Source organism: Dactylosporangium sp. CA-139114 (assembly GCF_050955725.1).
Lineage (GTDB): Bacteria > Actinomycetota > Actinomycetes > Mycobacteriales > Micromonosporaceae > Dactylosporangium.
On record NZ_CP192080.1, the window covers coordinates 3,175,787 to 3,190,772 of the forward strand.

Annotated in this window: 12 protein-coding genes; 4 read left to right on the top strand and 8 right to left on the bottom strand. The window is 74.9% G+C overall.

Annotated elements, in window-relative coordinates:
* The first annotated feature begins 6 nt into the window (after positions 1-6).
* Positions 7-690: a GOLPH3/VPS74 family protein gene (locus ACQP2P_RS14440; protein WP_433616358.1), complete on the top strand. Its 684-nt coding sequence runs from the start codon at positions 7-9 to the stop codon at positions 688-690.
* A 17-nt stretch (positions 691-707) separates the two neighbouring features.
* Here the strand turns inward: ACQP2P_RS14440 and ACQP2P_RS14445 are convergent, their stop codons facing one another.
* The 5 genes from ACQP2P_RS14445 to ACQP2P_RS14465 are packed head-to-tail and all read right to left on the bottom strand — an operon-like array spanning position 708 to position 3,102.
* Entirely contained in the window at positions 708-1,238 is a 531-nt protein-coding gene (locus tag ACQP2P_RS14445) for a phage tail protein (RefSeq protein WP_433616360.1), read from the bottom strand.
* A gap of 12 nt (positions 1,239-1,250) precedes the next feature.
* Positions 1,251-1,742, bottom strand: a complete 492-nt coding sequence (locus tag ACQP2P_RS14450) for a phage tail protein (protein WP_433616361.1) — start codon at positions 1,740-1,742, stop codon at positions 1,251-1,253.
* A 9-nt stretch (positions 1,743-1,751) separates the two neighbouring features.
* Positions 1,752-2,270 carry a phage tail protein gene (locus ACQP2P_RS14455; RefSeq protein ID WP_433616363.1) on the bottom strand — a complete coding sequence of 173 codons (519 nt, stop codon included), beginning with the start codon at positions 2,268-2,270 and terminating at the stop codon, positions 1,752-1,754.
* Positions 2,267-2,737 (bottom strand): N-acetyltransferase family protein, encoded by a 471-nt coding sequence (locus tag ACQP2P_RS14460; protein WP_433616365.1) that lies wholly within the window; start codon positions 2,735-2,737, stop codon positions 2,267-2,269. Before ACQP2P_RS14460 ends, ACQP2P_RS14455 begins: the two co-directional genes overlap by 4 nt.
* On the bottom strand, positions 2,734-3,102 hold the full coding sequence (locus ACQP2P_RS14465) for a DUF6916 family protein (protein WP_433616367.1): 369 nt from the start codon (positions 3,100-3,102) through the stop codon (positions 2,734-2,736). The genes ACQP2P_RS14460 and ACQP2P_RS14465 overlap by 4 nt, the downstream gene beginning before the upstream one ends.
* Positions 3,103-3,182: 80 nt before the next feature.
* Here ACQP2P_RS14465 and ACQP2P_RS14470 point away from each other — a divergent pair, with 80 nt between their 5' ends.
* The gene (locus ACQP2P_RS14470) at positions 3,183-7,298 is read left to right on the top strand and encodes a fibronectin type III domain-containing protein (protein ID WP_433616368.1); all 4,116 of its coding nucleotides are present in this window, start codon (positions 3,183-3,185) and stop codon (positions 7,296-7,298) included.
* An 87-nt stretch (positions 7,299-7,385) separates the two neighbouring features.
* Positions 7,386-8,258, top strand: coding sequence for an ion transporter (locus tag ACQP2P_RS14475; protein ID WP_433616370.1), 873 nt, complete (start codon positions 7,386-7,388; stop codon positions 8,256-8,258).
* Here the strand turns inward: ACQP2P_RS14475 and ACQP2P_RS14480 are convergent.
* Positions 8,227-9,927 (bottom strand): S8 family serine peptidase, encoded by a 1,701-nt coding sequence (locus ACQP2P_RS14480; RefSeq protein ID WP_433616371.1) that lies wholly within the window; start codon positions 9,925-9,927, stop codon positions 8,227-8,229. The genes ACQP2P_RS14475 and ACQP2P_RS14480 overlap by 32 nt on opposite strands.
* Before the next feature lie 237 nt (positions 9,928-10,164).
* On the opposite strand from ACQP2P_RS14480, the gene ACQP2P_RS14485 reads away from it, so the two are divergent.
* Positions 10,165-11,220 carry a DUF3616 domain-containing protein gene (locus tag ACQP2P_RS14485; RefSeq protein WP_433616373.1) on the top strand — a complete coding sequence of 352 codons (1,056 nt, stop codon included), beginning with the start codon at positions 10,165-10,167 and terminating at the stop codon, positions 11,218-11,220.
* Between the two features lie 17 nt (positions 11,221-11,237).
* Here the strand turns inward: ACQP2P_RS14485 and ACQP2P_RS14490 are convergent, their stop codons facing one another.
* Together ACQP2P_RS14490 and ACQP2P_RS14495 are read right to left on the bottom strand one after the other, a co-directional pair.
* Entirely contained in the window at positions 11,238-13,655 is a 2,418-nt protein-coding gene (locus ACQP2P_RS14490; RefSeq protein ID WP_433616375.1) for a transglycosylase domain-containing protein, read from the bottom strand.
* Positions 13,656-13,743: 88 nt separating this feature from the next.
* Positions 13,744-14,964: an MFS transporter gene (locus tag ACQP2P_RS14495; RefSeq protein ID WP_433616376.1), complete on the bottom strand. Its 1,221-nt coding sequence runs from the start codon at positions 14,962-14,964 to the stop codon at positions 13,744-13,746.
* Between the last annotated feature and the right edge of the window lie 22 nt (positions 14,965-14,986).

The window sequence follows — 14,986 nt, forward strand, 5'->3', positions numbered from 1 at the left end:
CCGGGCATGGGTTCAGTAGCGTTGGCCGAGGAACTACTCCTGCTCGCCTACGACGACGAGTCGGGCCGGGCGACCGGTTCGACCATCGGCCTCGACCTGGGCATGGCCGCCGCCGTGCTGGTCGAGCTGGCACTGGCGGGCCGCATCGCCTACGTCGGCGGCGCCCTGGCGGCGACCAACCCCGCGCCGACGGGTGAGGCGATCGCCGACGAGGTCCTGACCCGCGTCGCGGCCGACACCCCGCACTCCCCGGCCTCCTGGCTGCAGCGCCTCCGCCACGGCCTGCGCGAGCGCGTGCTGGCCGACCTGTGCGCCCGCAACATCATCTGCGACGTCGACGAGACGACCGCGGACGGCTACATCCACCTGCACCGGTACCCGACGATCGACCCCTCGGTCGAGGCCGACGTGCGCGACCGGCTGAGCCTCGCCCTGATCGGCGACGACCAGCCCGACGAGCGCACCGCGGCCCTGGCGGCCCTGGTCGCGGCCGTGCGCATGGAGCCGGCCCTGGGCCTGACCGGCGAGGACGCGCGGGCGGCGCACGCGCGGCTGGAGCAGATCTCCGACCACGCGGGCTTCACCGGGACGGTGAGCATGGAGGAGTCCTCGATCCGCCCGTCGGTCGCCCTGGTGGTCGCGGTCCTGGTCAAGGCCATCCAGACCGCCCTGGGCACCGCCAAGGCCTGACCGCCCCGGCCGCTCGCTCATGGGCGCGGCGGGAAGATGCCCTGCAGCGCGATGATGAACGTCAGGGTGAGGTACGGCGGCAGGTTCTCGTGCGGCTGCCCGCCGCCCGCGGGCGTCAGCGCCCCCGCCGCCATCGCCGTGCCGTCCGGGGCCGTCGCGTAGCCGTGGTCCAGCACGCGGCCCAGGTACGCCTGCGCCCAGGTCGCCCCGGCCGGGCTGTTGCGGTCCCCGCGCACCGCCGCGGCCCGGGCCGCGTGGGTGTGCTGGGGCATCTCGCTCACGGCCAGGGTCACGGTGGTGGCGCCGCCGCGCTGGCCCAGGTCGTACCGGGACAGGCCCGGGCCCTCGCCGAGCGAGACCGGCGTCGCGCCCTGCAGGTCCGGCAGCGCGAACGTCGTCGTGCCGTTGCCGCCGTAGGCGACGCCGAGCAGCGAGAACAGCGCGGGATTCTGGGAGATCGGCACGAGCTGGCCGTTGCACAGCGCCCAGCCGACCGGCGCGTAGCTGCCCGCCCACATGCGGATCTCGCCGAGGAAAGGGTCCGACATCGAAACGCAGCCTCAGGGCCGGGACGGGAAGATGCCCGTCAGCGCGATCACGAAGTTCAGGGTCAGGAAGGGCGGCATGTTCTCGTGGGCCGAGCCGCCACCGGCCGGCGCCACGCACGCGCTGTCCAGGGCCGAGTCCGCGACCGGCGCGTAGCCGTCCGGCAGCGGCGCCCACACGTTGCTCGTGGGCGCGTTGCTGGTGCCCGTCGCGGCGGCCTGCGGTACGTGCGCGTGCACCGGCATCTGCGCCGGCGTCAGCGTGACCGTCTCCACGCCGCCGGCCGAGCCGAGCGTGAAGGACTGCCCGGTGTGCACGGCCCGGCGGCCGCGCAGGTCCGGCAGGGCGAAGGTGCTCGTGCCGTTGCCGCCGTAGGCGGTGCCCAGCAGCGAGAACAGCGCCTCGTTCTGCGCGATCGTCAGCAGCCGGCCGTCGCACAGCGCCCAGTTCGTCGGCGCGAAGGGGAAGGAGCAGAGGCGGATCTCGCCGAGGAACTGCTCGGTCATGCGGCGCTCCTAGGTCGGTGACGGGTAGATGCCGTCCAGCGCGATGATGTACCGGATCGTCAGGTACGGCGCGCGGTTCTCGTGCGGCTGCCCGCCGCCGGCGGTCGTGAGCGCGGCGCCGTGCATCGGCACCCGGCTCGCCGGGGCGGCCGCGTAGGGCGTGTCCGGCATGGTGGCCCAGACCGCGCCCGCGGGGCTGTCGGTGGTGCCGCTCGCGGAGGCCGCGACCGGCTGGTGGCCGTGCGCGGGCAGGTTGGCGACGGTGAGCGTGACCGCCTCCGCCCCGCCGGCCTGGCCGGGGAAACGCGGGCTGAGCCCCGGCCCGGTGCCCTGGTGGATCGGGGCGCGGCCGCGCAGGTCGGGCAGCGCGAACGTGCTCTGCCCGTCGCCGCCGAAGGTGGTCCCGATGAGGTTGAACAGCAGGTCGTAGTCGGCGATGGCGAGCAGCTGCCCGGCGCACTCCATCCAGCCGCTGGGGGCGTAGCTGCCCGCGAACATGCGGATCTCGCCCAGGAACATGTCGCTCATGCGGCCCACCGCAGCGCGAGTCGCGGCCCGTCGCCGGCGCCGCGGGCGTCAGGGCGGAAGCCGAGCCGCTCGTACAGCCGCCGGGCCGGGTTGCCGGAGACCACCCGCAGCTCGATCGCCCGGCCGAGCGCGGCCGCCTCGGCCTGCAGCCCGCGCAGCAGCGCCGTGCCGATGCCGGTGCCCCGCGCGCCGGCCAGCAGCGCGACGTCGAGCACGGTGAACGCCGCCGGGCCCCGGTCGACGTACAGCCGCCCGACGGGCTCCCCGGCGGCCTCGACGACGCCGTCGACGGCCCGCGGCCAGGCCGAGCGGAAGTGCCGGCGCTGCGCGTCGAACTGCATGGCCAGGAACGCGGCCGCCTGCCCCGGGTCCCAGCCGAACCCCGCGACCTCCTCGCCCCGGCTCGCCGCGTGGACCGCCCGCAGGAAGGCGTCGTCGGCGTCGGTGGCCGGGCGGACCCGGATCATGCCGCCTCGCGGTTCACGACCGCCTCGAGCAGGCCCGGGCCGGGGCCGACGGGCGCGACGAAGAGGTCCACGGGCGCCAGGTCCGGATGGTGTACCCGATACAGCCCGTCGCCCACGGCGGCACTCGTGGCGAAGCGCAGCGCGAAGGACCGCTCGGTGCCGGGCACGCTCGCGAGCGTCACGGCGTGCCGCGCGCCCGAGCCGTCGAGCGCCTCGAGCTCGAACGCGGCCCCGGCCAGCGGCGCGAACCGGGACCGGCTCAGCGGCGGCAGCGTCGCCCGGGCCACGAGGGCGATCCCGGCGACCGCACCGGCCCCGGCGACCGCACCGGCCCCGGCCATGAGCGCCTCTCGGCGGGACACCATCGCACACCCCCACAGCAATCCAACTACTCGGCGTGCGCAGACTAACACCGAAAGTGGTCGAATCGGCTAGATTCTTGACCATGAGGACCAGGGTGGAGCAGCTGAGCCGGGCCGGTGTCGCGGTCCTGCTCGCCGCCGTCGCCGGCATCGCGTTCGCCCGTCCGGCCTACGCCGCCACGCACGACGTGACGACCACGCAGGACGCCGACGACCTCGGCGCCTGCGCGAATCCGGCGATCACGACCGGCACCGGCGCCGACGGCCGGCTCTCGCTGCGCGAGGCGGTCTGCCGGGCCCGCAACGCCGGCACGGGCACCGTCGCCGTCCCCGCCGGCACCTATGCCCTGAGCCTCGGCGCCCTCGTCGTCGCCGGCGGCGCCGGCCCGGTGCACCTGACCGTGACCGGCGCCGGCCCCGGATCGACCGTCGTGGACGGCGGCGGGGCCGACCGCGTGTTCGACCTCGACCCGACCGAGGCCGGCGCCGTCGACGTCACGCTGTCCGGCCTCACGATCAGCAACGGCCGGGGGGCCGACGGCGTGGGCGGCGGCGGCATCCTCGCGGGCGCGCCGGCCGCGGCCACCCCCGACTCGCTGACCCTCTCCGACTGCCGCGTCACCGGCAACGTCAACGACGCCTCGGCGAGCCGCACGAACGCGCCCGGCGGCGGCGTCGCCATGGCCGGCGGCAGCCTCTCGGTGTCCAACTGCACGTTCAGCGCCAACAGCTCCGGCAGCAGCCCGGGCGGCGGCGTGTACTTCTCCGCCCAGCACGCCACCGACTCCCTCACGATCGACGGCAGCACCTTCCGCGCCAACACGATGGCGAACATCAGCGGGTCCGGCCCGGGCGCGACCCCCAGCGGCGGCGCCGCGCTGGCCCTGCGCGCCGACGTCGCGGGCGGCTCGATGACGGTCACCGACACGACGTTCGACGCCAACACCGCCACCGGCAGCGGCAGCGGCGCCGACGCCCGCGGGGGAGCGGTCTACGTCCAGTCGGGCGCCCCGGCGTTCACCCGCACCGTCTTCACCGCCAACACCGCCTCCGGCACCGGCGGCGCCCAGGGCCTCGGCGGCGCGCTGTACGTGGCCGGCAGCGCGAGCGTCACCTACAGCCGGATCACGGGCAACACGCCCGGCCTGTACCACGCGGGCGGCACGCTCACCGCGACGCGCGACTGGTGGGGCTGCAACGCCGGGGCCGGCGGCGGCGCGGGCTGCGACGCCGTGGTCAGCGCGGCGGGCACGCTGAGCGCGACACCCGTGCTGCAGCTGGGCGTCGCGGTGGTGCCGGCGTCGATCCTCACCGGCGCCACGGCGACGGCGACGGCGGGCTTCCTCACCGACTCGGCGGCCGCGAGCGTGCCCGCCGGCCAGCTCGGCGCGCTCACCGGGGCCGCGGTGAGCTGGTCCGCGACGGGCGGGACGCTCTCGGCCCAGCAGGGCGCCATCCAGCCCGGCACGGGCACCGCCACGGCCACGTTCACCGGCACGGCCACCGGCGCCGGCTCGGTGCAGGCCACCGTGGACGGCCAGGCGCAGTCCGGCGCGGTCGCGGTCCGCACGCCGCCGGCCGCCCCGACCGCGGTGGGCGGGGCGGTCACCGGCCCGGGCGTCGTCTCGGTGGCGTGGACCGCCCCGCCCGGCGGCGCCGACTCCTACCGGGTGTACGCCTCCGACGGCTCCACCGTGGACTGCCCCGCGTCGCCGTGCGCCGTCTCGGGGCTCACGCCCGGCTCGCCCTTCACCTTCACCGTCTCCGCCTTCGCCGCCGGGATCGAGGGACCCCGGTCCTCCGCGTCGGACCCGGTGACCGCGCTCGACGTGCCGGCCGCGCCCGGGCCGCCCGCCGCGGCCGTGGCCGGGGACCGCTCGATGAGCCTGACGTGGACCGCCCCCGCCCCGCCCGTCACCGGCTACCGCGTCGAGACGTCCGCGGACGGCGGCGCGTTCGCGGCGGTGTCCACCGGGGACTGCGCCGCCCCCGCGACGACGTCGTGCACGGTCTCCGGCCTCACCGGCGGCGGCTCCTACCGGTTCCGGGTCTCGGCCGGCAACGCGGCCGGATTCGGCGCGGCGTCGGCGCCGTCGGCCGCGCTCACCGCCGTGGCCGCGCCGGACGCGCCCGCCATCGGCACCGCGACGGTCACGGGTCCGGGCACGGTGTCGGTGGCGTGGACCGCCCCGCCCGGCGGCGCCGACTCGTACCGCGTGCACGCGTCCGGCGGGTCCACAGTGGACTGCGACGCCTCCCCGTGCGCCGTCTCCGGGCTGAGCGCGGGCGCCCAGTACACGTTCACCGTCTCGGCGCTGCGCGCGGGGGTCGAGGGCGCCCGGTCGGCGCCGTCGTCCGCGGTCACCGCGCTCGACCCGCCCGCGGCCCCCGGGCCGCCGGCCGCGGTCGTGGGCGGCGACGCGGTGCTGGACCTGACGTGGAGCGCGCCCGCGGCACCGGTCACCGCCTACCGGGTCGAGGTCTCGGCCGGCGGCGGCGCCTACAGCACGGTGTCCACCGGGGACTGCGCCGCGCCCGTCACCGCGGCGTGCTCGATGTCGGGGCTGACCGCGGGCACCTCCTACCGCTTCCGGGTGACCGGCGGCAACGACGCCGGATTCGGGGCCGCCTCCGCGCCGTCGGCGGCCGTGGTCGCCGTCGCCGTGCCGGGCGCCCCGGGCACGCCGGTCGCGACGGTGAGCGGCGACCGGGCCCTGCACCTGACGTGGACCGCGCCCGCGCCGCCGGTGACCGGCTACGGCGTCGAGATGTCCGAGGACGGCGGCGCGTTCGCGGCGGTGTCCACCGGGGACTGCGCCGCCCCGGCCGGGCCGTCGTGCGCCGTCTCGGGCCTGAGCGCGGGGTCGTCGTACCGCTTCCGGGTCACCGCCCGCAACCAGGCCGGCGACGGCGTCGCGTCCGCGGCCTCCGCCGCGACCGTCGCCCTGGCGGCGCCGGGCGCCCCGGCGATCGGCCCGGTCACCGTCAACGGCTCGGGCACCGTCTCGGTGACCTGGACCGGGCCGGGCGGGGCCGTCGACGGCTACCGGGTGCACGTCTTCGGCGGGTCCACGGTGGACTGTGCCGCGTCGCCGTGCACGGTCCCGGGGCTGAGCGCCGGCGTGCAGTACACCTTCTCGGTCTCCGCCCTTCGCGGCGGCGTCGAGGGCGCCCTGTCCGCAGCGTCGAGCCCGGTCACGGCCCTGGCCGCCGCGACGCCGCCGGCGATCCGCGGCGCGGCCCCGGCCGACCGCGGGACCGTGGTCACGTGGAGCCCGCCGGCCTCGGCCGCGGGCATCACGGGCTACACGGCCACCGCCCAGCCCGGCGGCGCGAGCTGCGACGCGGCGGCGGACACGTGCTCGATCACCGGCCTCACCAACGGCACCCAGTACACGATCACCGTGGTCGCGCACTCCCCGGCCGGCGACTCCGCGCCCAGCGCCCCGGCGACGACGACCCCGGGCGTGGCCCCGGGCGCCCCGGCGGCCGTGACCGCGGTGGCGGGCGTCGCCTCGATCACCGTCTCGTGGACGGCGGGCACCCCCGGCTCGGGCATCGCCGGCTACATCGCGACCGCGACGCCGGGCCCGGCCACGTGCGAGACGCGCAGCGCCACGGACACCAGCTGCGTGCTCGGGGCCGAGGGCGGCCGGTCGTACACCGTCACGGTCGTGGCCAAGGGCGTGCACGGCGGCGACTCGGCCGCGAGCCCGCCCTCGGCGGCGGTCGCGCCGACGACCCCCACCCCGCCCGCGACCGTGCCCGACACCCCGCTGACGCTGGCGACGGACCTGGGCCCGACCGGCACCGTCGCGCCCGGCAAGCGCATCGTCGTCACGGGGCGCGGCTTCGCCCCCCACTCGACCGTGACGGTGACGGTGTACTCCACCCCGACGGTCCTGACCACGGTGACCGCGGACGCGAACGGCGACTTCTCGGTCCCGGTGACGGTGCCGGCGGACCTGCCCGCGGGGGAGCACGCCTTCGTGGCCCTGGGCACCGGCCCGGACGGCACCGCGCACACCCTGAAGCTGGCGCTGACCGTCCAGCCCGCGGCCGCCGCGCCACCGGCGACGACACCGGCCCCGGCGACGGGCACCCTGCCGGTCACCGGGGCCGCGCTGAGCCTCATGCTGCTGACCGGCCTCGGCCTGGTCCTGACCGGCGCGGCCGGGCGGCTGCTCGCCCGGCGCTGAGGCGGCGGCCGGTGTCGTGACCGGGCACTGCGGCCGGGCGGAGGGCACGGACCCGGGCGGCGCCGGCACTGTGTAGGCTGCCGCCCCGTGGAAAACAGTCCGGCGGTGCGGGTCGCGGCCGTGTGCCGCGGGCTCGTCGCCGCGCCGTGGTTCAACGCCGCGTCGTTCGCCGTGATCGTGCTCAATGCGGCCACGCTGGGCCTGGAGACGTACCACGGCGTCGTCGACGAGGCCGGTCCGGCGTTTCACGTGCTGGAGTACGTCTTCCTCGGCTGCTTCTCGCTCGAGCTGCTGATCCGCTTCGCCGCGAACGTGCGGGGCTTCGCGCGCGACGGGTGGAACCTGTTCGACCTCGCGATCATCCTCGCGCCGCTGGTCCCGGGCGTGCGCGAGAACGTGACGCTGCTGCGGCTGCTGCGCCTGGCCCGGATCGTGCGCGCGTTCCGGCTCTTCCCGAGCCTGCGGGTGATCCTCGTCGGCATCCGCCGCAGCCTGCCGGGGCTGGGCAGCTTCCTGCTCATCACGCTGCTCGTGCTCTACGGCTACGCCATGATCGGCTGGATGCTCTTCGGCACCGCGTACCCGCAGGAGTACGGCACCGTCGGGCAGGCCATGCTGTCGCTGTTCCTGCTGCTGTCCCTCGACGGCATCACCGACACGCTGCGGGCCGGGCGCGAGGTCACCGAGTGGGGCGTCCTGTACTACCTGTCGTACATGATCACCGCGTCGTACCTGCTCACCAACCTGCTCGTCGGCGTGGTCCTCAACGCGCTGCAGGAGGCGCACGAGTCGGAGAAGCAGCCGCCGCCCCCGGTGCACAAGGGCATCGAGGAGCGGCTGGCGGCCCTGCGCGCGGCCCTGGAGGACCTCGAGCGCGAGTACCGGGCGCCGGAGCCGCCCCGCGAGGAGACGGCCCCGGCTCCAGTGCTTAGTGGTGCTCCCACCAGGCGTGGGCGGTGACCGCGGCGTAGGCGTCGACGATGCCGTGGCCGTAGAAACCGTTGAACTGCTTGCTGCCCTCGCAGGTCGCGTCGAACTCGGCCGAGCGGCCGACGTTGACGTAGGACACCGTGCGCGGCTCGGGGCACGCGTGCTCCGAGGCCGTGCTGAGCAGCAGGTACTCCACCTTCCAGGGCTCCAGGCCGAAGCCGCCCCGGCCCTGCTTGGTGCCGTGCGCGCTGACGATCAGCGCCGCGACGCCGGCGGCGTGCGGCGAGGCCATCGAGGTGCCCTGCAGGTACGTGTAGTACCCGCACTGCCCGGCCGCGGTGCACTCCTTGAAGACGGAGTCGGCGAACTCGGGCAGGACGTTGCCGTCCGCGTCGACCGAGCCCTCCTCCTGCAGGACCTTCTTCGGGTACGTGGACAGGATCTCGTTGCCCGGGGTCCGGTAGGTGTCGGTGCCCAGGCCGTCACGGAAGTAGCCGCCCGGTGCCGAGACGGCGGTCCGCTCCACCCCGTAGTCGGAGTAGTCGGCCTTGTTCAGCGACGGGCCGAGCGCGGACACGCTGAGGACGAAGGGGCCCTCCGTCGGCAGGTCCCAGCACGAGCTGTTCTGGATCGGCCGGTCGTAGGCCGAGTCCGCCGGGTAGTCCGGGCTGGAGACGTCCGTGCGCGGCTTGCCCTTGTCCTCGTGGTTGTTGCCCAGCGCGCTGATCAGGGTCACGCCCTTGGTGTGCGCGTAGGTGAGGGCCCGGAACATCGCCTTGACGACGGTGCGCTGCTCCGCCTGCGCGGCCGGGGAGTCGGCCGGGTTGCCGAGGCAGTTGTACGCCCACGGGTCGACGTAGAACGACATGTTCACCACGTCGACGCCGTTGTTGGCCGCGTGCACGAGCGCGTTGACGACCGGCTCCAGGAAGAAGTACCCGGAGTCCTGGCCGCCCTTGAGCTCGACCAGCGACACGTTCGGCGCGACACCGGAGACGCCGATGCCGTTGGCCGCCGCGCCGATCGTGCCGGCGACGTGCGTGCCGTGGCCGCCGTCGTCGGTGCCGACCGGGTCGAGGCAGCTCGCGACCTCGCACGGGCCGTCGATGTCGGGCATGTCCTTCGCGAAGTTCTTCGACAGCGCCCAGTTGAAGTTCGGGGCGATGTCGGGGTTGGACGCGTCCACGCCGGTGTCGAGGATGCCGACGGTCACGCGCTTGTCGCCCGCGTTGACCTTGCGCGCCTTGTCCGACTTGACGGTCGTGAGGCCCCACAGCTTGTCGTCCAGCGGGTCCATCCCGGCCGTGGCCGGCTTCTTGCCGCCGCCCCGCTTCGCGGCCGCCTGCTGGGCCTCGCGCTCGACGTCGCCCGCCTGCTCCTTCTTCGGGGCCCGGCCGATCACGGCCTTGCGCGTCGCCCCGACGAGCCCGGCCGTGTTCGCGGCCTTCTCGACGAAGCCGTTCTGCGGCGCGACGACCGTGAACATCCCCACGTCACTGGTGCCGCCGGTCACCTTGCCGCCGGCCTTGACGATGGCGGCGGTGGCGTCGGCCGTGGAGACGTTGTCCGCGGCCACGACCGTGTACTCGGTCGTGGCCCCGGCCTCGGCGTTGGCGGGGGCCGACATCAGGCCCGCCGCCGTCAGCGTCAGCGACGCGGTGAGCACCGCGGCGCCGGTGAGCTTCCTTCTGTATCCCACATAACCTCCCTGGTCGAGGGAATGGGGACCATGGAACCGGAGACCCACCCGCCGACGGAACCCTCGCTGCCCGATTCCGCGAATGCGAGGGTGAGCGACGGGTCGCGGCCCCAGGCCGCCCCGGCCTCGCCGGCGGACCGCGAGCCGGCGGCGGTGCCGCACGAGGACGGCCTGCCTACGCTCCGGGATCCGCCCTACGTGATCATCCCGATGTCGCGGCGATGTCACGATGAGCGGGTGACAGTCGAACGCACCGTGCGGTTGTACCTCGGCGAGCGCTCCCGCGCCGCGACCACGCACACCAACCTCTCGGCCGTGCGCGCCGACGGGCGGATGCTCTGGGTCGCCGGTGACGAGACCGCCACGATCGAGCGGCTCGTGGCCGACGACCCGCTCGAGCCCGGTCGCTACACCGACGAGACCAGCTACCGCCTCGCCGACCTCGTGCCGCTGCCCGGCGCCGACCCCGACGAGGAGGCCGACATCGAGGGCCTGGCGCGCTCGGGGCCGTTCCTGTGGGCCGTCGGCTCGCACAGCCTGCGCCGCAAGCAGATCAAGGCCCACCACGACGGCGCCAAGCCGCTCAAGCGGCTCGCCCGGGTCGAGGGGCAGGACAACCGGCAGATCCTGGTGCGGCTGCCGATCGCCGGCGGCGAGCCGGTGCCGTGGGTGGACACCGAGGCGGGCCGGCAGCACGCGGCGATCCTCAGCGGCGAGGACAACCTGCGCAACCTGCTGCGCGACGACCCGCACCTCGCGCCGTTCGTGCCCATCCCCGGCAAGGACAACGGGCTGGACATCGAGGGCATCGCGGTGCGCGGCGAGCGGGTGTACCTGGGCCTGCGCGGGCCCGTGCTGCGCGGCTGGGCGGTCGTGCTGGAGCTGCGGCCCTACGCCGGGCCCGACGCCCCCCAGCGGCTGCGCCTTCGTCCGTTCGAGGACGGCCGGCGCTACCGCAAGCACGTGCTCGCCCTCGACGGCCTCGGCATCCGCGACATGTGCCCGGACGGCGACGACCTGCTGCTGCTCGCGGGCCCGTCGATGGACCTGGACGGCCCGGTGCGCCTGTATCGCTGGCACCACGCCGCCCGCGCCGCCGCCCCGCAGGTGGTGCGCGGCGACGCGGTGCGGCGCGAGCTCGACCTGCCCTACGGCGAGGGCGACGACCACGCCGAGGGCATCACGCTCGTGGGGCCGCCGGAGCACCGGCGGCTGCTCGTCGTCTACGACAGCCCGGCCCCGTCGCGCCTGCCCGGCGACGGAGCCGTGCTCGCGGACCTGGTGAAGCTGTAGGGCCCGCGCCGGGTGGGTCAGCGGCGTCGGGTCGGGCCCGGCCGGGTCGGGTTCTGGCCCGGGTCACCGGGGCCGGGCCAGCCCGGGAAGCCGGGCACGCTCGGCTGCGGCGACACCCCGGTGCCGACGTCCTTGTTGCCGGTGATCGGCGCCCGCGGAAACTTGATCTTGGGCATGTTGACCTTGGTCAGGGCCGTGTCCATGAAGTCGGCCCAGATCGGGCCGGGCAGCTTGCCGCCGATGATGTTGTTGCCGTTGCGGTCCTTGATGGCGACCTCCTTGTCCTTGTTGCCGACCCAGACCGCGGCGGCCAGCCCCGGCGCCTTGCGGCCCGGGTCGTAGGGCACGAACCCGCCCATCCACGCGTGCGCGTTCGACGTGGTGTTGCCCAGCTGCCAGGTGCCGGTCTTGGCGGCGAGCTGGTAGCCGTGCGGGGACTTCAGCCCGTAGTGCTGCGGCACGCCGGTGAGCACCTTGGCCATGTCGTCGGCCATCTGCTCGGAGAAGCCGGGGATTCGGGTGCCCTTGAGGACCTCGCCGTAGGTCTTGCGGTCGCCGGTCCACACCTCCTTGAGGAAGTGGGTCCGCAAGGCGGTGCCGCGGGCCGCGAAGGTCGCCAGGCCGCCCGCGTGGTCCAGGACGGTGATCGGGTACTGCCCGAAGCCCACCTCCTCCTGGAAGTACTTCGGGGCCACGTCGGCCCCCCGGAGCTTCTCGAGGTCGATGCGCTGCGGCTGGTCCTGGCCCTGCACCGTCGCCCACATGTTGCGGATCCCGGCCGCGCGGGCCGTGTCGATCACCCGGGCCGGCGTGAGCTGCAGCGTGATCGCGTAGAAGGGCACGTTCAGCGACTGGACCGTGACCTCCTCCAGGGTGCACCACTTGCCGGAGCCGGACTTGCACTCCGGTTCGACGCCCTCGGTCGCGTTCTTGACCTGGTTGTGCTTGGCCGCCGTGCGCCCGGGGAAGTCCTGCGGCACCCCGTTCCACATCGAGTCGATGGAGTAGCCGGCCATCAGCGCGGACGCGAGGGTGTAGACCTTGAACGTCGAGCCCGGCGGGTGCCCGCCGCCGCAGCTCGGGGCGCCGGTGCCGAGCACCGGGTCGACGTAGTAGCTCGCGTAGTCGCAGCCGTTGCCGTCGTCGCCGCCGTAGTAGGCCTTCACGCCGCCGTTGCCGGGCTCGACCGCCACGAGCGCGGCCTGCAGGTTCGGCGGCTGCTTCTCCATGTTGGACCCCTTGGCGCGGCTGGCCTTGCTCACCGCGACCTGCTGGATGTCCTTGTCGACCGTGGTCACGATCTTCAGGCCGCCGTTGCGGATCTTGTCGAAGTTCTTCTTGCCTTCGGCGTCGGTGTCCTCGTAGAGCGGCTGGCCGGTGCGCGGGTCGGTCAGCGCCGCCACCTCGCCGAGCACGTGGTGGATGATCAGGCCCTCGGGCTTGCCGAGGTTCTGCCGCGCGACCGCCCGCTCCCGCGCCTGCGCCGGCGTGATGACGTTGTCCGGGAACCGCATCCGGGTGCCGGCCTCGGCCGGGGGCACGAACTTGAGCTCGATCATCTGGTCGCGGACGTATTCGAACCGCTTCTGCGACTGCGTCTTGTCGACGTTGGGGTCGAACGGTGAGCCCTTGCCGCTGGTGCCCTCCGGGTTCTTGATCAGCCCGGCCAGGAGCATGGCCTCGTTCGTCCTCAGGTCCTTCGCGGGCTTGGCGAAGTAGGCCTGGGCGGCGGCCTCGACGCCGTAGGCGCCGCGGCCGAAGTAGACGATGTTGAGGTACATCGTCATGATCTCGTCCTTGCTGTACTGCTGGTTGAGCTTCAGCGCGATGACCGCCTCGCGGAGCTTTCGCGCGTAGGTGACACCCTCGAGATCGGCCCAGCGGCGGGCGTACTGCTGGCTGATCGTCGAGGCGCCCTGCCGGTCGCCCCCGGAGAGGTTGTTCCAGGCGGCTCGCACGACGCCCCGGTAGTCCACGCCGTCGTTGGTGTAGAACGTGTTGTCCTCGGCCGCGACCACCGCGTGCTGCATGTCGGTCGGGATGTCCTTGAACGCCAGGACCGTGCGGTTCTCGCCGATGCTGCCCATCGGCGTCTGGCCGTCGGAGAAGTAGATCGTGGTCGACTCGTCCAGCGCGATGTCCTCCGGCAGCGCGACCTTGTCGAAGTAGTAGGTGCCCGAGACCAGGCCGATGCCGGCGACCAGGATGAACGCGGCGACCGAGGCGATGAGGATGTTGCGCCGGCGTCTTCGCTTCGCCCGTGCCCCGGCCCGGGCGGCGGGCGAGCCACCGGCGGCGGGCGAGCCACCGGCGGCGGGCGAGCCGCCCACCGCGGCGCGGCCGACCGGCACACCGGCGCGCCCCGCCGGCGGGCCGCCGGGAACGCGGGCCCGCCCGGATACCGGCCCGCCCGTACCGTTGGCGTCCTGCTCCATGCGGCCGAGCGTACGGCCCGGCATCGGTCCCGGCGACCCCCGTCATCATCGGTGACCGCCGGCTCGACGGACCGCTACGGACCGGGCCTCAGGCGGCGACCGGCACCTGGGCCTCGGCCCGCGCCGCGTCCTCCGCGCGCTCCTTGCGCAGGCCGCCCGCGAGGTACGTGACCAGCGCCAGCAGCGGCAGCGCCCCGCCGAACCCGGCCACCGCGGGCCATCCGCCCAGGTGCCAGGCCACGGTGCTCAGCTGCGCGCCGGCCGCGCCGCCGAGGAAGAACGTCACCAGGAACACGGTGTTGATGCGGGCGCGGGCCGCGGGCTCCAGCCGGTACACCACCTGCTGGTTCGTGATGAGCAGCGTCTGCACGGCCGCGTCGATGACCAGCGCGGCCACCGCCAGCGCGACGATGCCGGCGATGCGGCCCGGCAGCGCGGTGACCGCGCCGGCGGCGGCGAACGCGACGCCGGCCACCAGCAGGCCCACGACCGTGCTGCGGCGGGACCAGCCGCGGTCGCTCCAGCGGCCCGCCGCCGGGGCGATGAGCGCGCCGCCCGCGCCCAGCAGCGAGAACAGCCCGACGTGCAGCTCGGAGAGGTGGTACGGGGCGCGGGTCAGCAGGAAGCCCATCGTCGTCCAGAACGCGGTGAACGAGCCGAACAGGGCCGCCTGGAACAGGCCGCGGCGGCGGAGGGTGGGGTGGCGCAGCGGCAGGGCCAGGGTGCTGCGCAGCAGGCGGCCGTACCCGGCCGTCGTCGAGGGCTCACGCACCGGCAGCATCGCGCGCAGCGCCACCGCCAGGCCGAGCATGAACGCGGCCGACAGGGCGTAGACCCAGCGCCAGCCGAGGGCGTCGGACACCACGCCGGAGAAGGCCCGCGCCAGCAGGATGCCGGCCAGCAGGCCGCTCATCACCGTGCCCGTGACGCGGCCCCGGTCGGCGTCCGTGGCCAGGCCGGCCGCGAACGGCACCAGGATCTGGGCGACGACCGAGACCGCGCCGACGACCACGGACGCGGCCAGCAGCACCCCGAACCCGGGCGCGGCGGCGGCGCCGGTCAGCCCGGCCGCGCCCACCAGCAGCAGGACGGTCACGAGCGTGCGCACCTGCACCCGGTCGCCGAGCGGGCCGAGGAAGAACAGGCCGATCGCGTAGGCGACCTGGGTGGCCACGACGATGGTGGAGACGGTCACGTCGCCGACACCGAAGGTGTCGCCGAGGACGGGCAGCAGCGGCTGCGCGTAGTAGAGATTGGCGGCGGTGAGCCCGCACGCCACGGCCAGCAGCCCGATGAGCCCACGACGCATGGTTCTGTACTTCCCCTTACCC